This is a genomic window from Candidatus Magnetaquiglobus chichijimensis (assembly GCF_045865675.1).
In the GTDB taxonomy this organism is placed as follows: domain Bacteria; phylum Pseudomonadota; class Magnetococcia; order Magnetococcales; family Magnetaquicoccaceae; genus Magnetaquiglobus; species Magnetaquiglobus chichijimensis.
The window spans coordinates 1,017,678-1,040,535 of sequence record NZ_BAAFGK010000004.1; the positions used below are offsets into that span (position 1 = coordinate 1,017,678).

The 22,858-nt window shown below is 61.4% G+C and carries 23 protein-coding genes and 1 pseudogene; 5 read left to right on the top strand and 19 right to left on the bottom strand.

Annotated features, from left to right (window positions below; translation table 11 throughout):
* Nucleotide 1 precedes the first annotated feature (1 nt).
* From ACOY6C_RS08575 to ACOY6C_RS08590, 4 genes are all read left to right on the top strand, one after another.
* Nucleotides 2-1,576: a hypothetical protein gene (locus ACOY6C_RS08575; RefSeq protein WP_420905058.1), complete on the top strand. Its 1,575-nt coding sequence runs from the start codon at nucleotides 2-4 to the stop codon at nucleotides 1,574-1,576.
* Nucleotides 1,573-2,502 carry a formylglycine-generating enzyme family protein gene (locus ACOY6C_RS08580; protein ID WP_420905059.1) on the top strand — a complete coding sequence of 310 codons (930 nt, stop codon included), beginning with the start codon at nucleotides 1,573-1,575 and terminating at the stop codon, nucleotides 2,500-2,502. The genes ACOY6C_RS08575 and ACOY6C_RS08580 overlap by 4 nt, the downstream gene beginning before the upstream one ends.
* A 33-nt stretch (nucleotides 2,503-2,535) precedes the next feature.
* Nucleotides 2,536-2,982 (top strand): cyclic nucleotide-binding domain-containing protein, encoded by a 447-nt coding sequence (locus tag ACOY6C_RS08585; RefSeq protein ID WP_420905060.1) that lies wholly within the window; start codon nucleotides 2,536-2,538, stop codon nucleotides 2,980-2,982.
* Nucleotides 2,983-3,044: 62 nt separating this feature from the next.
* Nucleotides 3,045-3,617 (top strand): DNA-3-methyladenine glycosylase I, encoded by a 573-nt coding sequence (locus ACOY6C_RS08590; RefSeq protein ID WP_420905061.1) that lies wholly within the window; start codon nucleotides 3,045-3,047, stop codon nucleotides 3,615-3,617.
* Nucleotides 3,618-3,760: 143 nt separating this feature from the next.
* Here the strand turns inward: ACOY6C_RS08590 and ACOY6C_RS08595 are convergent, their stop codons facing one another.
* The 19 genes and pseudogenes from ACOY6C_RS08595 to dsrO all read right to left on the bottom strand — a co-directional run.
* A complete protein-coding gene (locus ACOY6C_RS08595; RefSeq protein WP_420905062.1) occupies nucleotides 3,761-4,201 on the bottom strand; it encodes a DUF420 domain-containing protein in 441 nt (146 codons plus the stop codon).
* A complete protein-coding gene (locus ACOY6C_RS08600; RefSeq protein ID WP_420905063.1) occupies nucleotides 4,192-5,241 on the bottom strand; it encodes a COX15/CtaA family protein in 1,050 nt (349 codons plus the stop codon). The genes ACOY6C_RS08595 and ACOY6C_RS08600 overlap by 10 nt, the downstream gene beginning before the upstream one ends.
* Nucleotides 5,242-5,352: 111 nt before the next feature.
* Complete coding sequence (locus ACOY6C_RS08605; RefSeq protein ID WP_420905064.1) at nucleotides 5,353-5,904, bottom strand: pentapeptide repeat-containing protein; 552 nt, start codon at nucleotides 5,902-5,904, stop codon at nucleotides 5,353-5,355.
* Nucleotides 5,905-5,957: 53 nt separating this feature from the next.
* On the bottom strand, nucleotides 5,958-6,527 hold the full coding sequence (locus ACOY6C_RS08610) for a pentapeptide repeat-containing protein (RefSeq protein WP_420905065.1): 570 nt from the start codon (nucleotides 6,525-6,527) through the stop codon (nucleotides 5,958-5,960).
* Nucleotides 6,528-6,543: 16 nt separating this feature from the next.
* Nucleotides 6,544-7,362: a uroporphyrinogen-III C-methyltransferase gene (gene cobA / locus ACOY6C_RS08615; protein WP_420905066.1), complete on the bottom strand. Its 819-nt coding sequence runs from the start codon at nucleotides 7,360-7,362 to the stop codon at nucleotides 6,544-6,546.
* A 1-nt stretch (nucleotide 7,363) separates the two neighbouring features.
* Complete coding sequence (locus ACOY6C_RS08620) at nucleotides 7,364-8,848, bottom strand: cytochrome D1 domain-containing protein (protein WP_420905067.1); 1,485 nt, start codon at nucleotides 8,846-8,848, stop codon at nucleotides 7,364-7,366.
* Between the two features lie 47 nt (nucleotides 8,849-8,895).
* On the bottom strand, nucleotides 8,896-10,041 hold the full coding sequence (gene nirJ, locus ACOY6C_RS08625; protein WP_420905068.1) for a heme d1 biosynthesis radical SAM protein NirJ: 1,146 nt from the start codon (nucleotides 10,039-10,041) through the stop codon (nucleotides 8,896-8,898).
* The gene (gene ahbB, locus ACOY6C_RS08630; RefSeq protein ID WP_420905069.1) at nucleotides 10,029-11,045 is read right to left on the bottom strand and encodes a siroheme decarboxylase subunit beta; all 1,017 of its coding nucleotides are present in this window, start codon (nucleotides 11,043-11,045) and stop codon (nucleotides 10,029-10,031) included. Before ahbB (ACOY6C_RS08630) ends, nirJ begins: the two co-directional genes overlap by 13 nt.
* A gap of 36 nt (nucleotides 11,046-11,081) precedes the next feature.
* Entirely contained in the window at nucleotides 11,082-11,555 is a 474-nt protein-coding gene (ahbB, locus tag ACOY6C_RS08635) for a siroheme decarboxylase subunit beta (protein WP_420905070.1), read from the bottom strand.
* Nucleotides 11,556-11,558: 3 nt separating this feature from the next.
* A complete protein-coding gene (locus ACOY6C_RS08640) occupies nucleotides 11,559-12,032 on the bottom strand; it encodes an AsnC family transcriptional regulator (protein WP_420905071.1) in 474 nt (157 codons plus the stop codon).
* Nucleotides 12,033-12,061: 29 nt separating this feature from the next.
* Complete coding sequence (locus ACOY6C_RS08645) at nucleotides 12,062-13,231, bottom strand: cytochrome D1 domain-containing protein (protein ID WP_420906107.1); 1,170 nt, start codon at nucleotides 13,229-13,231, stop codon at nucleotides 12,062-12,064.
* A 20-nt stretch (nucleotides 13,232-13,251) separates the two neighbouring features.
* On the bottom strand, nucleotides 13,252-13,623 hold the full coding sequence (locus ACOY6C_RS08650) for a c-type cytochrome (RefSeq protein WP_420905072.1): 372 nt from the start codon (nucleotides 13,621-13,623) through the stop codon (nucleotides 13,252-13,254).
* Between the two features lie 3 nt (nucleotides 13,624-13,626).
* Nucleotides 13,627-14,478, bottom strand: coding sequence for a formylglycine-generating enzyme family protein (locus ACOY6C_RS08655; protein ID WP_420905073.1), 852 nt, complete (start codon nucleotides 14,476-14,478; stop codon nucleotides 13,627-13,629).
* 265 nt (nucleotides 14,479-14,743) lie between these two features.
* Complete coding sequence (locus tag ACOY6C_RS08660) at nucleotides 14,744-15,184, bottom strand: c-type cytochrome (RefSeq protein WP_420905074.1); 441 nt, start codon at nucleotides 15,182-15,184, stop codon at nucleotides 14,744-14,746.
* An 84-nt stretch (nucleotides 15,185-15,268) separates the two neighbouring features.
* The gene (locus tag ACOY6C_RS08665; protein ID WP_420905075.1) at nucleotides 15,269-16,873 is read right to left on the bottom strand and encodes a cytochrome D1 domain-containing protein; all 1,605 of its coding nucleotides are present in this window, start codon (nucleotides 16,871-16,873) and stop codon (nucleotides 15,269-15,271) included.
* A gap of 357 nt (nucleotides 16,874-17,230) precedes the next feature.
* Nucleotides 17,231-17,878, bottom strand: a complete 648-nt coding sequence (locus ACOY6C_RS08670; protein WP_420905076.1) for a NapC/NirT family cytochrome c — start codon at nucleotides 17,876-17,878, stop codon at nucleotides 17,231-17,233.
* 79 nt (nucleotides 17,879-17,957) lie between these two features.
* Nucleotides 17,958-20,324: a molybdopterin-containing oxidoreductase family protein gene (locus tag ACOY6C_RS08675; RefSeq protein ID WP_420905077.1), complete on the bottom strand. Its 2,367-nt coding sequence runs from the start codon at nucleotides 20,322-20,324 to the stop codon at nucleotides 17,958-17,960.
* A gap of 20 nt (nucleotides 20,325-20,344) precedes the next feature.
* Nucleotides 20,345-21,253 carry an NrfD/PsrC family molybdoenzyme membrane anchor subunit gene (gene nrfD / locus ACOY6C_RS08680; RefSeq protein WP_420905078.1) on the bottom strand — a complete coding sequence of 303 codons (909 nt, stop codon included), beginning with the start codon at nucleotides 21,251-21,253 and terminating at the stop codon, nucleotides 20,345-20,347.
* A 224-nt stretch (nucleotides 21,254-21,477) separates the two neighbouring features.
* Nucleotides 21,478-22,134, bottom strand: a pseudogene (gene dsrO / locus ACOY6C_RS08685) (sulfate reduction electron transfer complex DsrMKJOP subunit DsrO); the annotation flags it as partial.
* Nucleotides 22,135-22,558: 424 nt separating this feature from the next.
* Here dsrO and ACOY6C_RS08690 point away from each other — a divergent pair.
* Nucleotides 22,559-22,816, top strand: coding sequence for a hypothetical protein (locus tag ACOY6C_RS08690; protein WP_420905079.1), 258 nt, complete (start codon nucleotides 22,559-22,561; stop codon nucleotides 22,814-22,816).
* Nucleotides 22,817-22,858: the final 42 nt, after the last annotated feature.

The following is a 22,858-nucleotide window of genomic DNA, read 5'->3' on the forward strand; positions in this document are numbered from 1 at the left end:
ATTGTTGCCCATCGTCCCGCTTCTGACCCTGTTGATCGGATTGACCACCCTCCCCGCCGAGGCGGTACAATCCAACCCGTGCGCCGTGGCCCGCGAAATCCAGACCAAGGCGATCGCCCTGCTGGATCACAAACCCGAAGAGGCGATCCAAGCGTTCGAAAAGGCGCGGACCACCTGCCCGACCGACGTGGCCATCGGCTTCAACCTCGGACTCGCGCTCCATCAAACCGGCAAGAAACAGCAGTCCCTGACGGTCTGGACCCAGGTCCACGAAGCGTTTCCGGACCACGTTAAAACCATCGCCAATCTCGCCTGGAGCCACTTCGAGGAGGGCAACGATCACAAGGCGCACCTTCTGGCCTCGGAAGGATTCTCCAAGCACCCCGGCAACCTCTCCCTCGCCCACACCAAGCTGTTCGCGCTGTTCCGGCGCGGCAACTATCTGGAGGCTTACGACTGGATCATGCGCATGCAGGTCCAGGAACACGAGGAACCGGGCACCGGACTCAAGGGAGAGCGCATCCAGTCCTGGCGGGAGATGGCCGCCGGTTACGTGGCCGAAACCCTGTGGCGTCAGTTCCGCCAGGGCGAACGGATGGAGGCGTTGCGGCAGTCGATCAACCTGTTGACCAAAGAGTATCCCGGCGAGGCGGCCTTCGCGCGCACCAAGGATCAACTCCTGGTGGCCTTCACCGATCCGGAAGCGGAGATCCCCTTCCCGCGCGCCCTGCCCCACGAAGCCTGGGCCAAGACCGGCGACGTCGATGACCAGAGCGCGGTGCTCGACAACCACATCGCCGCCCTGCCCGCCCTCGCCGCCTGGCAGAAACGATCGGACGCCTATGCGGTGGTGGTCGGCGTGAGCCACTACAAACGCATCCGCGCCAAGCACTACGCGGATCGCGATGCCACCAACTTCCACAAACTCATCACCCGGCGCGGCATCTTCAACGACGATGCCGATCACATGCGTCTGCGCATCAACGCCGCCGCCGATCTCGATACCCTGCGTCAGGATCTGGAGTGGCTGATCCGGCAGGGCCAGAACAATCCCAATGCCGCGCTGCTGTTTTTCTTCTCCGGTCTGGGCGTGCCGAGCGGCAACGACGCCCTGTTGCTTCCGGCCAACAGCCAGCTCGATCACCTGGATACCAGCCACGCGGTTTCGCTCTCCTGGCTGCAAGGCGCCCTCGGGCGTCTGCCCAACAAGGAGGTGGCCGTGCTCCTGGATACCTGCTTCAACAACACCCCGGAGTGCGCGGTGCAGGGCAAGCAGTCCGACGCCAGCGCCCCCCGCGCGCTGTTGACCGCCGGCAAATCGACCGCCGTGGCCGCAGACAAGAAAGGCCTGCCCATCCACGGATCCGGCCAGCAGGGCGCCTTCACCTGGCATCTGCTCAAATCAATGCTCGGTGAGGGGGACGGCTTTCCGGTCGGCAAAAAGGATGGCTGGGTCGATCTCTCCGAGGCCTTCGCCCACCTGAAAGTCGGCCTGGCCCAGAACAAACCACCCGCGGATCCGATCCTCTCGGTCCCGACCCAGATGCGTTTGACCCGCACCGGAGGAGAACTGTGACCCACTCCCATGCGCTGACCCGGTTGGCCGGGATCCGGTTTTTGGCCGCGACCCTGACGCTTTCCGCCGGTCTGATGCCGTTATCGACCGCCCAGGCCTCGCTCATCAACGAGTGGGAACCCCTCGACACCGAAGCCGCCCGGCCCAAACCGACAGTGACCATTCAACCCGGTCAAAACTGGCGCGATCCGATGAGCGAGGTGAACCTGCTCTGGATCGCCGGCGGTTGCTACGACATGGGTTCGCCACCCAGGGCCGAAGGACGGGAGTCGGACGAGGGACCGGTTCATCAGGAGTGCGTGAAAGGGTTCTGGCTCGGCGAAACCGAAGTCACGCAAGGTCAATGGCGGCGCGTGATGCACAACAACCCCTCGCGTTTTCGCAAGGGCGAAAACTATCCGCTGGAAAACGCCACCCGCGAGGAGATCAACGAGTTCATCGCCCAACTGAACTCCCGCGCGCGCATCAACGTGCAGTTCCGTCTGCCCAGCGAGGCGGAGTGGGAGTTCGCCTGTCGCAACGGCGGTCAGCGGACCATCTTTCCCGGCGGCAGCGATCCGACCCGTTACGCCTGGTTCGGTCCCAACAGCCTCGGCACCTCCCAGCCGGTGGGATTGCGTCCGGCCAACCAGCTGGGACTCAAGGACATGAGCGGCAATGTGTGGGAGTGGGTTCAGGATCGCTATCAATCCTCTTACGGCTCCAACAACAAAGCCGCTCCGAACAGCGCCGGAGGAACCGAATTCTTCACCATCCGTGGTGGCGGCTGGCAGGATGAGGCCCACTCCCTGCGTTGCGCCAACCGGGGATTCCAATCCGACAACTCACGCCGTCCGGACCTGGGTTTGCGACTGGCCGCCTCCGTGAAAACCAAGGAAAAGAAAAACGGCACCCGTTCCACCGACATCAAGCGCATGCCTTTCTGACCGGATCCGGGTGGATCCGAGGAGCAAGCGGACATGAGCACGATTCTCGACATGATGGAGGCCATCCCCTTTTTCGACCCCTTCACGAACCAGGAAAAACGGCTCCTGGCCGATCACGGCCACTGCTTCGAGCTGTTCAAGGATGGACAGACCATCATCCAGGAGGGGGATATCCAGGACTCGGCGCTCTACATCATCTTGAGCGGCGCGGCCTTCGTGCGCAAGGATGACCACCCGGAGCACATCATCGCCTATCTGGAGACCGGTTCAATCATCGGCGAGGCGGCCTTTCTGGTCGGCGGACGACGCCGCATGGCCAGCGTCATCGCCGAGGGGTTGGTGAACGTCTTCCGGCTCGACCGCACCGCCCTGGCCGATTTCGAATGCGCCTTTCAACTCAAGCTCACCCAGCAACTGGTGATCATCATCGTCGAGCGTCTCGAAAAGATGAACGAGGCCCTGGCCGAATTGATGGGCTGATCGTCCACCCCTCGCTTATCCTTCGTCATCACCAGGTTTGATACATGTTACGGGAGACCCCCATGGAACCACCCTGTCGCTGCGGATGGGTCGATCTGGCCAAGCCGTACTACGTAGCCTATCACGACGAAGAGTGGGGGGTGCCGGTCCATGACGACAGGCGCCACTTCGAGTTTCTGATTCTCGAGGGAGCCCAGGCCGGGTTGAGCTGGGATACGATTCTGCGCAAGCGGGATGGGTATCGGCAGGGATTCGCCGATTTTGATCCGGCGGTGGTGGCCCGATACGGGGTCGCCGAGGTCGAGGCGTTGCGGCTCAACCCGGCCATTGTGCGCAACCGCCTGAAAATCGAGAGCGCGATCCGCAACGCACGGGTCTTTCTGGCCATTCAGGAGCAGTTCGGGAGTTTTGATGCCTATGTCTGGCGCTTCGTGGATGGCAGACCGCGCATCAACAGCTGGAAAACCTGGCAGGAGATCCCCACCTCCACGCCGCAAAGCGATGCCTTGTCCAAGGATCTGATCAAACGCGGCATGAACTTCGTGGGCACAACCATTATCCAGGCCCATATGCAGGCCACCGGCCTGGTCATGGACCACACCCTCGACTGCTTCCGGTATACGCAGCTCGCTTAGAGGCGGTTTGGTGATTCCATGACCGTTTGACCCTCGCGGGCACGAACCAAGACTCCCCCCGCGAGGAGGTAACCAAGACGACCTCGCCAAGCCCCACAAACCGGACCTGCCGGAACCGGACCTGCCGGCCCCGCCCGTTGGCGTCAAGGGGTCGGCGGATAGAGATGGAACGCCATCGCATACACCACCAATCCGGAGACCGACACATACATCCAGACCGGCCAGGTCAATCGGGCGATGCGGCGATGCGCATCGCTGGTGGTGACAAGCCGCCAGGGGGCGCGTCGCACGGTCAAGAAGATCATCGGCAAAGAGACCACGGCCAGGGCAACATGGGTGATCAACAGGGTGAAATAAACCGGACGGACCCAACCGGTTCCGGCGAACTTCACGTTGCCGACCGCGGCGTGATAGGTCAGGTAAGAGACCAGAAAGATCGCCGATACGATCAGGGCACCGGCCATGCGCTGCCGATGGGTCACCGCGTCGCCGCGCCGGATGGCCTGAAAAGCGGCAAACAGCAGCAGCGCCGAAGCGAGATTCAAGGCCGCATGAAAATGAGGCAGGATCGGTATCAGCTCCATGACTCCCTCGATTGACCGGTTTGCATGTAGTAATGAATGTACAGGGCGTAGGTAAAGAGCATCATCGACCACACCTGATGGGCCCAGGCCAGTCCGATGGGCACATGCAGCATCAGCGTGGCGATGCCGAGCGCCACCTGGAGCAGCACGGCGAACATGATGTGCTGGTACATGACATGGATTCGCCGTGGCGCGCCGGCGCGTCGTCCCAACAGGCCATAGGCGAGCACCGAAAAAAAGGTGATCGTGGCGAGCAACCGGTGATCCCACTGAATGGCGACCGGGTTTTCGAACAGGTTCAACCAGGCAGGTTGCAGATCCCAATAGGCGTCCGGGAACCACTGACCATGCATGGTCGGGAAGGTGTTGTACCCATACCCCGCCTTGGCCCCGGCCACGAAGCCGCCGCTGATCACGGTGATCGAGATCAACACCAACACCACCCACGAAAAACTCTTGAGCCACCCCGGCGGACGTCCGGTCGGCAACCCCTCGCCCCCGACGACCAACTCCAGAGCGGTCCAGAACATCCAGCCATAGACGATGAAGGCCAGGGCCAAATGGGCGGTCAGGCGATACGGGCTGACGTGGGGATCGTTGATCAGGCCACTTTTGACCATCAACCAGCCCATCACCCCTTGCATGCTGCCCACGAAGAAGATCGCCCCCAGACGGATCAGCGTCGGGCGATCCAGTTTTCGTTTCAGGTAGAACCAGGCGAAGGGGACGAAGAAGACCACGCCCACCGAGCGCCCCAGCAAACGGTGAAAATACTCCAGCCAGAAGATCCCCTTGAACCCTTCCAGATCCATGTCGTGGTTGACATGACGGAACTCCGGGGTGAGCTGATATTTGGCGAACAGCTCCTGCCAGGCGGCCTGATCCATCGGTGGAAGCACGCCGATCAGCGGTTGCCACTCCACCATCGACAGACCCGAACCGGTCAGACGGGTGACCCCTCCCAGCGCCAGCATGGCATAGACCAGCGCGCAACAGATGAACAACCATATCCCGACCTGACGTCGGTCCTGACGCGTCATGCTGTGTTTCTCCTTGCATCACAAACGATCGAAGATCGGATCCCCGCCTGTCCGCCGCCCCCCGGACGACCCATTCCGAACCATGTTCGCAGGATCGTTTTGCCCCCCACCTCACTCACCCAAATCACACCGACCCACCGAACCCTCGCGACACCGCTGGCCGCTGAACCAGTAGGCCCCGCTCAATTGCGCGTCGCGCCAATCCACATCGATGAGATTGGCACCGAAGAATACGGTATCGCGCAAATCCGCGCCAGTCAATCGCACCCCTTTCATGAAAGCCCCCTCGAAGGTCGCCTTGCGCAAATCGGCGCCCCGCAGATCGGCTCCCTCCAGATTGGCCTGCTCGAAACTGGCCCGTTTCAGATCCCCATCGCGCAGGATGATCCCACCCAGATCGGCCATGCGCAACTGGGCGTGTTCCATCTTGACCCCCGAGGCGTCCGCGCGGCGCATGCGCGCCTTGAACAACCGCGCTTCGGTCAGATCCGCTCCGCGCAGATTGGCCTGATCGAACGTCGCGCCCTGCAACATCGCCGATTTCAAAGCCGCACCGGACAGATCCACCCCGGTCAGATCGCACTTCACGCAGCGGCGACTTTTGATCACCTCCTCGCGCGACGCGACCCCACCCTCCCCGGACCAGGCGACGGGGACCCCCACGGACACCATCCACACCCCAACCCAGGGCCAGACCCCAAAAGCGACGCTTCGCCTCACCGGCACGCCCCCCTGGATTGGGCCGCGCACACGCGACCATCGGTCCAGGTGGCCCCATCCAGCAGGGTATCGGTCAACACCGCGCGCTCCAGATTTCCCCCCTTGAGATTGGCCCCGCGCAGATCCGCGCCCATCAGATTGACCCCCTTCATGAAGGCATCGGTCAAATCCGCCCCTTCGGCCTTGGCGCCCGTCATGTTGGCCCCGTAGAGATAGGATTTCACCAGTTTGGCGCGACTCAGATCCGCCCCGCGCAGATCGGCGCCGGTCAAATCGGCGCGACTCAGATCCGCTTCGGTCAGGTCGGTCATCTCCAGGCTCGACCAGACCAGCTTGGCCTCGACCAGCTTCACCCCGCGCATCTTGCCGCGCAGGAAAAAGGCTCCGCTCACCTCGGCACCGGAAAGATCCACCCCCTCCCAGTTGGTGGCTTGAAGATCGCACTTCTGGCAGCTCTTTTCCGTCTTCAAACGGGCCACCAGGGTCTCGTCAACCCCCTTGCCCAGGGCCACGACCGGCAGCAGCGCCGCCAAAACCCCCACCATCCACGCACGTACCATGAGCATGATCTCAAACCTCCCTTCAAGACGGCACGACCAGCGTCTCGTCCTGGAACCAACGCAGCTGCGCGCGATATTTCACCACGTCGCCGATCACGATCACCGCCGGCGGTTGCAGATCCAGCAACGCCACGTCCATCTCCAATCTTCCCAGCGTGGTCACCAGGGTTTGTTGTTCCGGAGTGGTGGCCCAGCGGATCACCGCCACCGGGGTGTCGGTGGAACGCCCCGCCACCACCAACCGCTCCACCACCACCGAGAGGTTCTGCATGGCCATATAGAGCACCAGCACCGGGAAGGCCTGGGCCACCGACTCCCAATGGATGCGCGACGAGGGGGACCCCTCCATGAAGGAGGGATTTTCCGCGGATTCATGACCGGTCAGGAAGGCGACGTTGGCGTTGACATCCCGGTGGGTGATCGGGATGCCGGCATAGGCCGGACCGGCGATGCCGGAGGTGAGACCCGGCACGACCCGAAACGGGATCCCCTCCTCGGCCAGACGTTCCGCCTCTTCCCCGCCGCGCCCGAAGACGAAGGGATCCCCGCCCTTGAGCCGCACCACCCGCCGTCCCGCCTTGGCCAGACGCACCAGGGTTTCGGTGATGTCCTTCTGGCTCGACGACGGCGAACCGCCGCGTTTGCCGGCGTGGATCTTCTCGCAGCCATCCGGGATCAGGGCCATGATCTCCGGGGAGACCAGGGCGTCGTGGACCACCGCGTCGGCGTTGTGGAGCGCCTTCAGGGCGGCGACGGTCAACAGATCGGGATCGCCGGGGCCAGCCCCGACCAGAAGCACCATCCCTGGTTCCGGATACGGACTTTTCAGATCGATGGGCATGTCAGTGGCTGGTCCCGGCGGAACGGTTGATCTTGTTGGAAACGTTGTATTTACCCGAAGGTTTCTTCATGGGAATGCGTTTGACCTCCTCCAGACTCTTGGCATCGTAGATCACCAACGCGCCATCCATCTCCCAGATGCTCAGCAGGACGTGCCCCCCGCTCTTGGTGAACTCGACATGGGCCGAGGTCTTACCCGGCGCGGGACGGAGCGTCTTGACCACCTCCAGGGTTGCCTTGTCGATCACATGCACCGAATCCTTGTCGCGTCCGTTGAAAACATCCACCCAGGCATACGGGCTGTTTTCGTGGCTGCGCATGAAAAAGCCCGGTCCCAGGGTAGGAATGCGCTTGATCACCTGCCAGGTTTTCAGATCCACCACGGTCACCTCCCCCTCCTTGAGGTTCGGGGTGGCCAGAACCTCGGTATCCTTGTAGGGCCAGATGATCCCGGAGGCCAGATGCGGCATGCCGGGCAACGCCACTTCGGCGATCTTTCTGGCGGCATCCAGATCCACCACCTGCCCGGTCGGCCCCTTGCGCGAGGCGCCAATCAACAGCTTATACGCCTGATCGAAGAGAAAGTCATCCAATACCGCGTCCAGAACGATGGGACGCACGGTGAAATCGGAGACCGGCTTGCCCGTCTTGTCGGCCAGGGGAATCTCCCACACCTCGGCGATATCCTTCAGGGCGACGATGAACGACTGGCGCGGCGGAGCCGAATAGACCGCGCTCGGGCGGGAACTCTCTCCCTTGGCGTTGACCAGGGGAATGGTCTTGACCAGCGACAGATCGCGGGCGTCGAGCACCACCAGGCTGCGCGGCAGGGTGTTGGCGACCATCACGTACCGGCCATCCCCGGAGACCGCCACGTTGCGGGTGTTGATGCCCACGCGGATTTCGTGGGTCATCTTCAGGGAGAACAGATCGAAACGGCTGATCCAGCCATCGCGGGAGGCCATGTAGGCGAAGCGGCCATCCGGGGCGTACTTGATGCCCCCATGCAGCGCAAAACGGGAGGGAAAGCGGGCGATCGGCTCGAAGCGGTCGCCGTCGAGCACGGTGACATGCTGATCCCCCAGCTCGACCACCATGAACAGATTCAGGATATCCGCGTCGTGAGCCGGCTTTTTCGGGAGTTTTTCGTTGGCGATCCAGGTGATCCGGCTGGCTTGGATATCCGCGTCGCTCCAGGTTGGGGCCGGGGTGACCGGGCCATAGATATACCCCACCATGGCCTGGATCTCCTCGGGGGAGAGCTTGTCGCCAAAGCCCGGCATCTGGGTGGCGGGACGCCCGTTGGCGATCACCTCGGCGGACTCCTTCCTGGGCACGCGCTCGAGATTCTCCGGCAAAAGGGCCGGTCCCATGGCCCCCAGACGATCCGGATGGTGGCACTGAGCGCAATGCTCGCGGTAGAGGTCGTTGGCCTCGGCCTGCGACACGAACAGCAGAACCGCCAGAAACACGAAAAACGATTTCATCCTGTCAACCTTGTTTCGAGAATGTGATTGTTTGCGCGGGGGAGCGATCAGGGGAGAACCTCGGCGTCGGTCAGATAACAGCCCGGATCCTCCTCCCAGGGATCGCCGCTCACCTGACAGGCACGCACACGGGTGTTGCCGCCGCAGATGGCCAGATACCGACAGGCCCCGCAGCGCCCTTTCAAGGGTCTGGGACGGGCACGCAAACCGGCCAGCAAGGGGTCGTCCGGATTGCCCCAGATCGCCCCGAACGACGTGTCACGCACGTTGCCAAGGGAGTGGTGGCGCCAGAAGATGTCCGGATGGACCTCTCCCAACTCGTCGATGTTGGCGATGCCGACTCCCGAGGCGTTCCCGCCCCAGCGGGTCAACATCGCCTCGGCCCGTTCCGCCAGATCGGGCCGATTCTCCCGCACCCAGAAAAGAAAGAACACCCCATCCGCGTCGTTGTTGCCGGTGACGATCTCCCGCGCCGCGCCCGAACGCACATCCGCATAGGTCATGTCGAACAGCCGGGCCATCAGGGCACGGGTGGCGCGCAGTTCGGCGTTCTCCTCCCGGTTGACCTTGCCGCGTCCGGCATGGTTCCAGTGGGAGAGATAGAAGCGATCCGTCCCCTCGGCGCGCATCAGCTCGAACAGCCCCGGCAGATCATCGATGTTGTCGCGGGTCGGGGTGAAACGGATCCCGGCCTTCACCCCCTCGGCGCGACAATGACCGATCCCGTCCACCGAACGCCGAAAAGCCCCCACCATGCCGCGCATGCGATCGTGATTGGCCTCGAGTCCATCCAGGCTCACCCCGACGTAATCGAATCCGGCTCCGGCGATCCGTTTGGCCATCGCGGGGTCCATCAGGGTGCCGTTGCTGGACAACCCGAGATAGAACCCCAACCCCTTGGCCATCGCCGCGATCTCGAAAAGATCCGGACGCAGCAGCGGCTCGCCACCGGAGAGGATCAATGCCGAGACGCCGTTGGCGCGCAGATCCTCCAGAACCCGGACGCACTCCGCGAACGAAAGCTCCCCGGAATAGGGACGATCCGCCGAGGCGGCGTAACAGTGGGCGCAGGTGAGATTGCAGCGACGCAGGAGATTCCAGACGATCACCGGTCCTCCCTCGACCGGCAAACGGGGACGGGGCTGTTGTCCGGGCGCGAACAGACGTCGCATGAACTGGGTCAAACGGAACATCCGTCGGCGGCTCCAGGAGCTTTGATGCGTAAACCGGTCTTTTTCAGGATCCGGGTGCTGTGCAGAACCAGATGTCCCCTCTGCCGCTTGCCGATAATCCGCTCCAGAATGCGGATCTTCTCCATCACCGCCGAGCGATCCGGTCCATGCACCATGACGAACAGGTTGTAAGGCCACGCCGGGGGGTGACGCGGACGGGCATAGCAATGGGTGACGAAATCCAGTTCGCTCACGGTGTTGCCGACCAGGCAGAGTTTGTCGTCCGGCACATCCCACACCGACATGCCGTTGCCTTTCAATCCCAGGCGGTGATGGTTGCAGGCCAGTCCGATGCGCCGGATCCACCCACGCCTCTGCATCGCCTGGAACCGTTCGATCACCGTCTCCACCGTCACGCCACACTGTCCGGCCACCTGATGGTAGGGCTCGGACACCAGCGACAAACCGGCCTGGGTGGCGGCGATCAGGGCGCGGTCGAGTTCATCCGGGGTGCAGGGCGCGTCCTCTTCCACCGGTTCATCGAACAGTGGGGTGGTGTCGATGCCGCCATGCTCATCCAGCTGCACCTGAAAACCCAGCCGGTACTCCTCGAGCTTGGGCAGATTGAACACCTCCAGACTGGTGAGTGTCTGGATGCGCTCCAACACCCCGGCGATCTCGTCCCTCTTTTCCGTGGCGACCACGAACCACATGTTGAAGGGGTGTTCGCGGGCATAGTTGTGCGCCACCTCGGGTTGGGCGTTGACGACTTCGGTCACCCAGTCGAAATCCGAGGGCGGAACCCGCAAGGCCGCGAGGGTCAATCCACCGCCCAGCCTTTCGGCGTGAAAAAACGGACCAAACCGGGTGATCAGGTCGGTGGCGGCGAGTTCGGAAATCCCCTCGATCAAGCCGTCTTCCGACACCCCAAGGGATTCCGCCGCCATGGCGTAGGGGCGTCCGACCAGCGGAAAACCGCTTTGCAGACCATTGATGATGCGTATCGCGCGCGGATCCATCGGCATGCCCACCCCCCTGAAAAGGTGCTCGAGGAGATTCGATCAGAAATATCGGGCGCCGCACTGCTTGAATCGACGACGACTGAACAGAATCTCCCTGGCATAGGATTGCATGTCACAACCCTGGGTGATCCAATCGGCCCGTTGCGCGGTCTCCTCGCGATCGCGACCGTGGATCATGCAATAGAGATTGTACGGCCAATGCGGCAGACAACGACGTCGCAAATAACAAAGCGACACCAGTCCCGAGGCCCGGATCCGCTCCCCGATTTCGCGGGTACGCTCGTCGGGAACATCCCAGACCACCATGGCATTGGCGCGATAGCCCAGCTCGTGATGATGCACCACCACCCCGATGCGCTTGATGATCTCCTTTTCTTTAAGCATTTGCAAGCCATCCAGAACATCCGCCTCATCAAGACCGATCGCCCGCCCGATCGCCTCGAAAGGACGCTCCACCAGAGGGAAACCGTTCTGGAATCCCGCCACCAACCGCTGTTCCCGTTCGTCGAGCATGTCTCACCCGTGAATCTGAAAACCCAGATCGATATAAAAATCCTCTTCCATCGGCATGGAACAGACCGAAAGACCGGTTTGCTCCTCGATGGCGGCGATCACCTCGGCCAACCGCGCCGCGCTCCGGGCCGTCACCACGAACCAGAGATTGAAAACGTGTTCGCGCTCGTAGTTGTGGTTGACCTCCGGAATGGCGTTCACGATCTCGGCCACCGCCTCCAACCGCTCCAAGGGCACCCGCATGGCCGCCAGGGTGCTCATCCCCACCCGCCGGGCCCGCAACACCGCCCCGACCCGGCTGATGTGACCGCTCGCCTTCAACCGATTGAGCCGTTCCAACACCTCGGACTCCGCAATCCCCAACCGCTCGGCGATCACCCGAAAGGGGCGCGGATCCAGGGGAAAATCGTGCTGGAAATCGTTGAGCAGCCGATGATCCAACGGCTGCCGGTCGTCTTCATGAAGCGGTGCGCGCATCCCTTCCAGCTCCCCTTCGAACCACGCCGTCACAAGCCGATCTTGTGGGCGCGACTGGTGAAAAAGATGCCGCTCGGCTTGGTGGCCGGCAGCGTGGAGATCCGCTCGAAGGTGGCGGTATCGTACACCTCCACCCGATCCCCGTCGCGCACCGATACCCACACATGCTCGCCGCGCGGCGTGAACTCCATGTGCATCACCGCCGGTCCCGGCTGCAACGACTTGACCACCTTGCGGCTCGGCACGTCGATCACCTGGAGATGGCCGTTGTCCGGATGGGCGAAGTTGACCCAGATGCGCCGTCCGTCCGGCTGGGCCATCACGAAGACCGGCTGTCCGACCACCGGCACCCGTCCCACCTCGCGCCAGCCGGCCCGCTCGACGATCAACACCTCATGCCGTCCCATGGCCGGCAGAAACACCAGATCCTCGGTCATGCCCCACCCCTCCAGGTGCGGCATCTTGTAGACCGCGGTACGCTTCTCGCCGCGTCCGTAGTCGGGCAGAACCCGCTTGACCCCGGCATCCAGATTCCACAGATCCAACAGCGCAAAACCATCCTCGCCGAACAGACCGGCGATGTAGTAACGTCCATCCGGGGAGATCAGGGCATCATACGGCTTGCTGCCGATCCCGGTGAATTTGGTGACCACCGGTTTGGCCGGCACTTTCAGATCCGCCACCCAGATCTCGTCGGAATCGAACAGCGAGAACACGAAACAACCGTCGGTGGAATCCTCGATCCCCACCACCTTCGAGGAGCGTCCATCCGCGCCGATGGCCGGGATGTCGGCCACCTGTCGCAGGGTTTCGGCATCGAAAACCCGCACCCCGCCGGGCTGATAGTTGGCCACCGCCACCAGTTTGCCGTCCTGGGAGATGGCGCCACCGATGCTGTTGCCGGACTGCATCACCCGTCCGACCAGCTGGCCGGTCAGAAGATCCACCTTGCTCAACCCGCCATCGCGACCGAAAACGAACCCGAACCGTCCATCCCGGGAGTAGACCAACGAGGCGTGGGAGAGATCCCCCAACCCCTCGACACGGGAGAGAACGGTTTGACCCGTCGTTTCGACCACCTCCACGCTCCCGGAGGCCCGTTCGATGACGACCCCCATGTCACCGACGCCGCGCACCGGGGCGCACCCCTGCGCCAAAGGCAAGGCCAGACAGGCAGCCATCAACCAGGGACGACGCAGCGCGCGTGACCAGAATCCTCTCATGGCACCTCTCCTTTTCGCAAACGTTCCACCAGCCAGCGGATCTCCTGGCGGGTCAACTGCCCTTCCCAGGGCGGCATGGCCCGCTCGGGCAGACCGTGATAGACGATATCCTCCAACAGATCCGCCGGCTTGCCGGCCAGATTCTCGGGCAAAAGCGCCGGCCCCAACCCCCCTTTCAGGGTCATGCCATGGCAGGAGCCGCAATCCTGGCGCAACAGATGGAACAGCTCCTTCTGACGCGTCGGCTGGATGGCCTCATCCCCCGCCCAGCCGGCGGAAACCACCACCATCCCCCCCAACACAAACAAACCGCGCCACGCCCACCCTCGGACACACGCCCGCTCCAACCATCCAGAGGCCCGTCCCATGGCTCACTCCTCCCGCACCAGCCTGAACCCGAGATTGTCGTCCCGGTCACGCTCCTCGCCCACGCCGCGAAAGGCGCAATGGAGATGGACCGGCACGCTCGACCACGATCCACCGCGCGTGACGTGGAACAGATCCTCCTTCACGAAGAGCGGCGAATGGTCGGCATGGTGCGCATAGGCGCCGCGATCGAAGTGATCCAACACCCACTCCCAGACATTGCCGCGCATGTCGTACAGCCCGAAGCCGTTGGCCTGCTTCCCGCCCACTGCATGGGGACGACCGTCGCTGTTGTGGCGAAACCATCCCACCCCATCCAGACTCTCCGCTTCGCCAACCGGTTGATCCCCCGCGCCGGCCCGACAGGCATACTCCCACTCCGCCTCGGTGGGCAAACGGTAGTGATGTTCCCCCTGTGCGCTCAACCAGGCGGCAAAAGCCCTGGCATCGACCAGCGACACCCCCACCACCGGATGATCCGGAGCATCCAGCGCCATGCCGAACCGCTCGTAATGGTCCTCGTTGCCGGTGCGAAAGTGTTCGTTGATCCCGGAGTCGCGCCGTTCCGGGGGTTGACAGGCCTGATCGGCGACACAGGCGGCATACGCCCCGTTGGTCACCTCGTGACGTCCCATCCAGAAGCCATGCAGGCAGACGCGATGGATCGGCGCCGCGCCCAGCACCGGCTCGGCTGAACCCATCTCGAAGCAACCGGCGGGGATGTGAACAAAGGGCAAGTCCGTGCGCGGTTCGCGCCATGCGGGTTGAGGCTCATCCCGCGTTTCGACAACCTCGGCCCAGCCGCACGCGAGCGCCGCGACCCATACCATCCCCGCCAATCCGAACCGCTTCCACATGACAACCCCATTTTAAAATATAAAAATTTTCACCTGCACAAAAAAATGAACACCACCAAACTTGCCTGATGGGAGGAGAACCCCCTCACCCCCGACCGCACCACTCCCGGACAGGAGGGGCGCGGTAAACTTGCCTGATGGGGGGAGCCCCCCCTCACTCCCCGACCGCGCCACTCCCGGACGGGAGTTCCACGGTAAAAAAAACGGTCGCAATGGGATCCACTGCGACCGTTTGATCCAACGGCCCTTCCGTCCACCAATCCCACTATTTGGTGAACGCGGAACGCATGTAGGCGATGACCTTCCACAAATCATCTTCGGAGTAGTTCTGCTCCGAACCCGGTCCGAACCCCTTCATTTCGGTGTTCGGGCTGCCGTTCATGGTGATCCACAGCAATTGCCCATCCTTGCGGCTGGCCATGTAACCGGGCGCGGAGAGGTTGGTCGGCTTGATGGTCAGCTCACCCGCCGCCGAACCCTGTCCGTCACCGGTTTCGCCGTGACACTTCTGGCACTTCTTGGTGTAGATCTTGCCGCCCTCTTTCAGCGTGGCCTCGTCGGCTTCATCCACCTTGATCGGACTGGTCTTGCTCAGGAAATCCGCGGGAGCGGTCGGGATCTGCCGATCCGCGGCCACCGCCTGTCCGCCAACCACCGCCATCAGACCGAAGGCGGCCACCGTGACCAACAAACCCTGCATCTTCATCGTTTCGTCTCCTGTTTTCCTTGTGGACTGTCCGGGCCGGAGAGAAACTCCGGCCCGGTAAAGACGATCAACCGCTCAGAAGGATCAATAGATGTCCATCTGGGTGTTGTAGACGTTGAACTTGCCGGTCGGGGTGTTCAGACCGGTGATGCGAGCCTTTTCCTTGAGGGTCTTGTCATCCAGAATGACGATTTCACCCTCCTTGTCCCACAGCGACACCCACACTTCGCCGCCATCCTTGTCATATTCCATATGCACCACCTTCTTGGCGAAGGTGATCTCGCGCGGAGCCTCGGTCGGCTTGTCGATGTTGAAGACCGTCAGCACGTTGGACTTGTTGGGATTGATGGTGTTGTCGCAGTAGACGTTCTTGCTCTTCGGATGCGTCTTGACGAAGAGCGAGTTGCCACCGAGCTTCCACTCGCGCACCACGGTCCAGGCCTTGGGATTCTTCGGATCGGTGCTGATCATCGAAACCAGACCCTCGCCCAGGTGGACGGTGGCCCAGACCGGTCCGAACTCCGGATCGACCCAGTTGGCGCCACGGCCCGGATGGGGCTTGGTACCGGTCTTGATGTTCTTGACCAGCTTGCGATCCACGGTGTCGATGACCGAGATGGTGTCACGCGCATTGGCCGCCACCATGAAATAACGCTTGGAAGCATCCCATCCGCCATCATGCAGGAACCGCTCGGCATTGATCTTGGTCTCGGTCACGGTGCCGACGTTCAACTTGCTGTAGTCCACCAGCAGCACGACGCCGGTCTCTTTCAGGGTCAACACCCACTCCGGCGCATGATGCGAGGCGACGATCGAGGCCACGCGCGGCTCCGGGTGATACTCGTTGGTGTCGTAGGTGTAACCGCGGGTGCCCACAATCTTCAGCGGCTCCAGGGTGTCACCCTTGAGGATCACATAGTGGGGCGGCCAGTAGTCGCCGACCACCGCATATTTGTCCTCGAAGCCCTTGTACTTGGAGGTGTCGATGGAGCGGGCATCCAGACCGGTGCGCACTTCGGCGACCAGATTCGGCGGATCGGCCCACAGATCCATCATGGTGGCCTTGCCGTCGCGACCGATGGCGAACATGTAGCGTCCGCTCATGGAGGTGCGCAGGATGTGGGTGGCGAAGCCGGACGGGATGGTCACGAGAACCTTCTTGGTGTCGCCGTCGATGATGGCGATCTGACCCTTGTCACGCTCGACCACACCGAAATAGTTCTGCCAGTTCTTGCCCTTCGGCGGCTCGGTGGGACGCTTGTCAACCGGGACATGCACCTTCCAGGAGCTCTTCATCTCTTTCATGCCCCACTCCGGCGGCATGGGAGCCTCGATTTGCACATACTTGGCCATCAGGGCGGTCTCGTCCTTGGTCATGAAGCCGCTCTTGCCCCATCCGGGCATGCCGCCATCCGTGCCGTTGAAGAGAATCTTGTCCAGGGCGTCCAGGGTTTTCAGACGGGTCTTGGCCGGGGTGATGTCCGGACCCGTGGCGCCCTTGTGCAGCGCGCCGTGGCAGCCGGAACAACGGTCGAAGTAGATCTGTTGACCTTTTTGGAACTCCTCCTTCGTCAACGTGGGTTCCGGTTGCAGGGCGGGGGCCGCCGGGGCATTCGCCATGGCCACGCCAGCCATGCCCACGGCCATCACAGCTCCGGCGAGCACGGACAACAAGTTCTTCTTCTTCATATTGAAACTCCTTGAGACAAAATGGGGTGGAAAAGATGCCTTGAATTTGTCGTTAAATCAGCTAAGTCAGAAGGCTATCAACTTTAAATAGATGTTAACAGGATGGTTCGCACACGTTCTTGACCAAAATCAAATTGCATGCAGATTTTTTATACAATATAATTATGGAGAAATTCACAAGAGCAGTAAATCTTCATCAAAATTTAATAAAAAAGGCTTAAGGCGTCCAGATGAACATCCACATCTTCCAGACACCTCAAGCCTTTTTATCAACAACACGTCCAGGTCGAACGTTTGGTTTCAGGTCACAAAAGCTTCATGACACGATCATCCTGGATGTTTTTTTCGGTTGACTGCTCAGTCCATCTCCCACTTCACGGCCTTGTGGACGATGTTGTGGTGGCACTCCACACAGGTCTTGTCGTTGGTGGCCTTGTGGGGCTCGAGCTTCTTGAACCAGTTGCCATCCGGCTTGTGACAGTTCTTGCACTTGATGGAGTTCTCCTCGACCATCTCCTTGCGCACCCGCTTGGCCAGCTCCACGCGCAGCTTCTCCCACTCCGGGATGTCGCGCAGACCGCTGGAGATCTCGTGGAACGGACTCTCTCCATAACCGCCCTTGTTGAGATAGAAGAACTTCCAGTTCATGAACTGAAAGACCGAGTGGGGATTGTGACACCCCATGCAACCCGGCTTGACCCCCTTCTCGTTGTCGAAATGCGGAGAGGCACGATACTCCTCATAGGGGTAGGCATGGCACTCGGCGCATCCGACCGTGACGTTGAACAGTCCCGGACTCAGACTCTTGGAGGGGTTGAAATCCTCCTTGGAGTTGCTCAACCGTCCCACCGGCTTGTACTCGTCGTAGTTGACGAAGATCTCGTGACAGGAGGTACACAGGCTGATGCGGTTGAAGCGATGGGCGCTCCAGCCCAGCCCGACCAGGATGACCAGCAACATGCCGCCAGCCACGATGGCGACCAACTTGTTCTTGAATACGTTCACCCCAACCTCTCCTCGCGCGTCGGTATCCAGAGGGAATCAGGCTAACCGGCCCGATGACCCGTCATCTGCTTGAAACAGGCTAACCGGCCCGATGACCCGTCATCTGCTTGAAAATGGCCAGATGCCTGGCATTGTCCACATGGACCGTGCCGTAGACATCTCCAGGGTCTGCGGGGGTCACGGTGACCACGGTATCGTTCCAGGCCTGCTCGCCGTGCCGCGCCGAAACCGCCAGGGGCAAGATCTCGTTGGGACTCACCCCCCGATCCCGCCACCAGATATTGTCGTCGATATCCTCGTCCACCAGCTCCTTCCGGGCATAATCCGGCACCTTGCCGAATGGATCCGCCTTGGCCACCCGGCCATAACTGGTGCGACCCACGGACGTGGAGATCCCCACCACCTTGGGATGCACGCCGTTGGTGACAAAGGCCTTGGTCACCAGATAGCCGACCTCGGAGGTGACGCGCACCAGATCCCCATCCGCGATCTCCAACTCCCGCGCCTGGGCCTTGTTGATCCACAAGGGGTTGGCATGATGGATCTCGGCGAGATATTTCAGGTTCGTGGTCATCGACAAGGCGTGATAGGCAACCTTGTAGGTGGCCAACACGAACTGTCCTTTCTCCAGCCTGGCATGCCGCGGATTGGGCTTGAGATCCGGGACCACCACCTCGATCTTCCCGGATGGGGTGGCAAAACCCGTCTTCTGGAAGGTGTGGTAGGCCACGGGCAACGCCTCGCCATCCTTGACGATCTTGCGATCCGCCGGATCGATCTTGCCGTGGTCTGGCCAGAACCCTTTGTTCTGCAATTTTTTGTAGTTACCCTCCAGACCCGGCGTGGCGGCGCTCGCCTGTTCGACCCACTGCCTGGCGCTGGTGAAGGCCCACAGAGGCTTCATCCCCTTCTGACCATCCGCGTCGATGACCTCGACGATCTTCTTGAAGGTCTCGCGCACGTCACGGGCACTCCCCACCGGCTTGACCGACGGCTGACTGATGCTCACCCACGGCCACAAGGCGGTCGGCGCACTCACCAGATCGTGCCGTTCGACCCCCACCACATCCGGCAGGATCAGATCGGCCCACTCGGCGGTTTCGCTCATGAACGGCGAAAAATCGACCACCAGCGGCACCAGGGATTCGTTCTTGAGCGCCTCGCGCCAAATGCTCGCCGCCGGAGCCGAATAGACCGGGTTGCTCAAATGGTTGAAAAGCACCTTGACCACCCGGCTCTTGTCGAGGATCTCGAACGGCAGGGTGTGGTTCAAACGGAGCTTCTCCCCACCCTCGACCGGCTTGGGCGCGGGTTGCGGCACGCCAACCTGAAATTGCCTCGGCAGACAGAGACCACCCTCGTTGTCGATGTTGCCGGTGATCACCGCCAGCAGCGTGCAGGCCTGCTCGGCATCGATGCCGTTGTCGCGCCGGCTGACACCGTTCATGGTGACCACGGCGCCCGGTTTGTTCTTGGCGAACTCGACCGCGAGGCGTTTGATGCTCTTCTCCGGCACGCCGCTGATCTCGGCGGCCTTCTGGGTCGTGTAGGGCGCCAGGGCGACAAGCAGCTCTTCCGGGGTGGTGTTGGTCCAGTTGCGGATGAAGTCGCCATCCGCCAGCCCCTTCTCCAGGATGTGGCGACACATGGCCAGGGCCACGAAACCGTCCGTGCCCGGAAAAACCGGGATCCACTCATGGCTGCGCCCCGCCGTGTTGGACATGCGCACGTCGAAGGTGACCAGCTTGAGCCGGTTGTTGACCAGGCCGTCGGTAAGCCGCTGGGCCAGGGGAAGCGCGGTCTCCAGGATGTTGCAGCCAAAATTGAGCACGTAGCGGGCATGCTCGAGATCCGGCAACAGGTAGGAGACCCCCACCATGCGCCGCAACCCTTCCTGCCTGGCCGCGCCGCCCAAACCCGGCGCACAGCTGCGGAAAAGCGAAGACGAACCCACAGTGGCCAGGAAACGGGCCGCCGCGCCATCGCGGGAGTCCCCCTCGTTGACCACGATGGTATCCGGTTGGGAGAGGGCTTCGGCCACCTTGCCCGCCACCTCGGCGATCGCCTCGTCCCAGCCGATCTCGCGCCAGTTGCCCGAACCGCGCGGTCCGACGCGCTTCAACGGCATGGTGATGCGATCCGGATCACAGGCGCTCAAAAACGAAGCCAACCCCTTGGCACAGAACTTCCCGCGGGTGGCCACATGATCCGGATTGCCCTCGGCCTTCTGGATGTGACCGTTCTCGGCATAGGTGAAGCCGCCGTCGCAGTAGGGACAGAGGGTGCAGGCGTAATGGCTGCGCACGCGGGGATGAAAGGTGCGCAACTGATGATAGCTCTTGCCACCCAGTTCCAACTCCATGGCATTCGCCGGTGCAGGCAGCGCGGCGGAAGCGAGGAGCGTGCCACTGGCGACAAGAAACTCGCGTCTACGGATTTCAGGCATGCGATCCATTCCTCGATCCATCAATAGAACGACTGGAGATACTGACCACCCATCACCCACCACACCCGCATGCCATACACACCGACGATGACCAACACGGAAGCCACGAAAGCGCCTAACTTTGTATGTTTCAGCGGTGAGACAAGAATGACCAGTGGAATAACAAGTCCAATCACCAGCTCAAGCCAGAGATAGGGAAATCTGAAAACCTGCATCAACACGACCGTATGGCCCATCACCTCGTTCTGATTTCCATAGGTGGTCTGCATGAAGTCGAGAAACAACAGAAAGATGTCGAAAACGATTCCATACATCATGAATTGCGCCATCTCGTGGACCAAGGCCCAGTCGTAGCGGTTCTCGGCGCGCACCAACCCGTTGCGGATGAAGACGATGACGTTCATCAGCCCGATGCCGGAAATGAAGGCGCCGGTCAGGAACAACAACGGCGCCAGCGCGGTATGGTTGAGGAAACGCCCCGGATTCAACTCCATCACCACACCGGTGTACCAGTGGGTGGAGAGAGCCAGCACGATGGCCACGATGCCGAAAATCCGCGCGAAGGTCTGGTCGTGCTTGAGCACGAAGTAGCTGTAGACCATCATCGACATCGGATACAGACAGATCAGCAGCGTGCCCCAGGCCATGGGACCGGTGCTGTGCCAGTAGCCGGGAATCAGCAGATAGATGAAACGGATCGGTTTTCCCAGGTCCCAGGTCAACAGGAAGGGAACCAGCAGCAGCATGATGATGGCCGTGACCGAGGCGGTCATGGTCAGCGGTTTGTAGCGCTTGATGCCGAACACCCAGCCGAAGCTCGAGATCACGAACGATCCGGCACTGGCGCCCACCAACCAGAAATAGACCGAAATGGTCGTGCCCCACGCGACGTGGTGAAAGGCATTGAAGGTGACGATGCTCTCTTCCATGCGCGGATCCTTTAGTCGAAGAGAAAGATCTTGAAGGCGTTCAAGGTCTCTTTGGCCTTATGGGGGATCGTCTTGAGATAGCCGATCCAGTTCTTGCCGACCTCGGTCATCAAGGGTTCACCCTCGATGATGTCGGCGAAGGCGTCGCCCTTGTGATTGCGCTTGAAGTCGTTGAACTCTTCCACGACCTGGCGGGTCCGGTTGGTGTAGCTGTGGGGTTCGTCCATGATCTCCCAGTCGGCGCCGATGTAGTAGACGGTGGGACTGGTGCCCAGTTCGGGCTTGAGCACGGTGACGGTTTCGGTGGCGATCAGACGCGAAACCTCGCTCTGCGGATCGTTCATGTCGCCGAAAAGGCGCGCCCCACCCACGCAGGCCTGCACGCAGGAGGGAACCAACCCCTTCTTCACGCGGTGGATGCAGAAGGTGCATTTATCCACCACCATGCGCGGCAGGTTGCCATCGGTCCGTTTTTCCGGAAGCAGGTGACGCGCGTTGTAGGGGCAGGCGACCATGCAGGTGCGACAGCCGATGCAACGGTTGTAGCGTTGCAGGACAAAGCCGTCCTCATGCTTGTAGGTGGCCTGGGTCGGACAGTTGCGCACGCAGACCGGGTAGTCGCAGTGGTTGCACAGGCGCGGCATGAAGATGCGCTTGGTGGTGGGGTAGATCCCCTTGTCCACCACCTTCACCCAGGTGCGCCAGACCCCCAGAGGCAGACCGTATTCGGCCTTGCAGGCGATCGAACAGGACATGCAGCCGATGCATTTGCGCAGGTCGATGACCATGGCATAGCGTTTCTTGCCCTTGACGCCCTTGCTGCCCGGAGTCTGAAGTCCGTAGGAACGAGGCTGATTTTGTTGATTTTCTTGGTTTCCCATGTGGGAATCTTTCCCGATTGAGGTTTGGAGTCCACATCCTGGTGGATTCCCGAATCCCGGGCATCCACGTTAGCCTTGCGCGTGTTCGGAGTCTTCATTCCAGGCACTCCGTTCGACATTCATCCAGGTGGTCAGCGTGGACTGTAGCGATGTCGTCCACATAATGACTTGACCTTGATCAAGTTTGACGATTTTTTTTGAGCTTGATAAAGAAATTTTAATAAATTGACCTTAATCAATTTATCTGGTCGCGGATTTGGACTAGAAGAAACCGATTGAATAATCGTATAGATACCGCGATCAAGCGCGCGGACATGGGGAGCGGATACCCGAACCGACATGCAGATCGACGGGCCGCTGGCACGACGCGGCAACGCCTACCCACACAATCAGCCTTCAATATGAAACAACATGGACGAAAAACATGGAATTGATCTACTTCACGGTCATCGGCGGGGCGCTCTATCTGATCTCGGAGCGCATCTTGAGTCGCATCGAACAGGCGCGCGGGGCGTTGCTCCCCTATCGGTCGGTGATCTTCTTCGCGATCATCTTTTCCCTCTCCATGGGCACCTTCTCGGCGATCCGTTTTCTGACCGACGCGCCCGAAGAAGCCGGAATGGAGAAAAGCCGGCCACTCCAGCCGGAAGCCCCCCAACCCACCCCGCCCAAATCGCCCTGAGCGACTCAAGCCGGGAGGCGCAAACGATACGCCGCGCCAACG

Coding starts and splice junctions, on each gene's coding strand:
- ACOY6C_RS08585 (WP_420905060.1), top strand. CDS start 2,536: ATGAGCACGATTCTCGACATGATGGAGGCCATCCCCTTTTTCGACCCC.
- ACOY6C_RS08590 (WP_420905061.1), top strand. CDS start 3,045: ATGGAACCACCCTGTCGCTGCGGATGGGTCGATCTGGCCAAGCCGTAC.
- ACOY6C_RS08595 (WP_420905062.1), bottom strand. CDS start 4,201: ATGGAGCTGATACCGATCCTGCCTCATTTTCATGCGGCCTTGAATCTC.
- ACOY6C_RS08600 (WP_420905063.1), bottom strand. CDS start 5,241: ATGACGCGTCAGGACCGACGTCAGGTCGGGATATGGTTGTTCATCTGT.
- ACOY6C_RS08610 (WP_420905065.1), bottom strand. CDS start 6,527: ATGCTCATGGTACGTGCGTGGATGGTGGGGGTTTTGGCGGCGCTGCTG.
- cobA (WP_420905066.1), bottom strand. CDS start 7,362: ATGCCCATCGATCTGAAAAGTCCGTATCCGGAACCAGGGATGGTGCTT.
- ACOY6C_RS08620 (WP_420905067.1), bottom strand. CDS start 8,848: ATGAAATCGTTTTTCGTGTTTCTGGCGGTTCTGCTGTTCGTGTCGCAG.
- nirJ (WP_420905068.1), bottom strand. CDS start 10,041: ATGTTCCGTTTGACCCAGTTCATGCGACGTCTGTTCGCGCCCGGACAA.
- ahbB (WP_420905069.1), bottom strand. CDS start 11,045: ATGCCGATGGATCCGCGCGCGATACGCATCATCAATGGTCTGCAAAGC.
- ahbB (WP_420905070.1), bottom strand. CDS start 11,555: ATGCTCGACGAACGGGAACAGCGGTTGGTGGCGGGATTCCAGAACGGT.
- ACOY6C_RS08640 (WP_420905071.1), bottom strand. CDS start 12,032: ATGCGCGCACCGCTTCATGAAGACGACCGGCAGCCGTTGGATCATCGG.
- ACOY6C_RS08650 (WP_420905072.1), bottom strand. CDS start 13,623: ATGGGACGGGCCTCTGGATGGTTGGAGCGGGCGTGTGTCCGAGGGTGG.
- ACOY6C_RS08655 (WP_420905073.1), bottom strand. CDS start 14,478: ATGTGGAAGCGGTTCGGATTGGCGGGGATGGTATGGGTCGCGGCGCTC.
- ACOY6C_RS08660 (WP_420905074.1), bottom strand. CDS start 15,184: ATGAAGATGCAGGGTTTGTTGGTCACGGTGGCCGCCTTCGGTCTGATG.
- ACOY6C_RS08665 (WP_420905075.1), bottom strand. CDS start 16,873: ATGAAGAAGAAGAACTTGTTGTCCGTGCTCGCCGGAGCTGTGATGGCC.
- ACOY6C_RS08675 (WP_420905077.1), bottom strand. CDS start 20,324: ATGCCTGAAATCCGTAGACGCGAGTTTCTTGTCGCCAGTGGCACGCTC.
- nrfD (WP_420905078.1), bottom strand. CDS start 21,253: ATGGAAGAGAGCATCGTCACCTTCAATGCCTTTCACCACGTCGCGTGG.
- ACOY6C_RS08690 (WP_420905079.1), top strand. CDS start 22,559: ATGGAATTGATCTACTTCACGGTCATCGGCGGGGCGCTCTATCTGATC.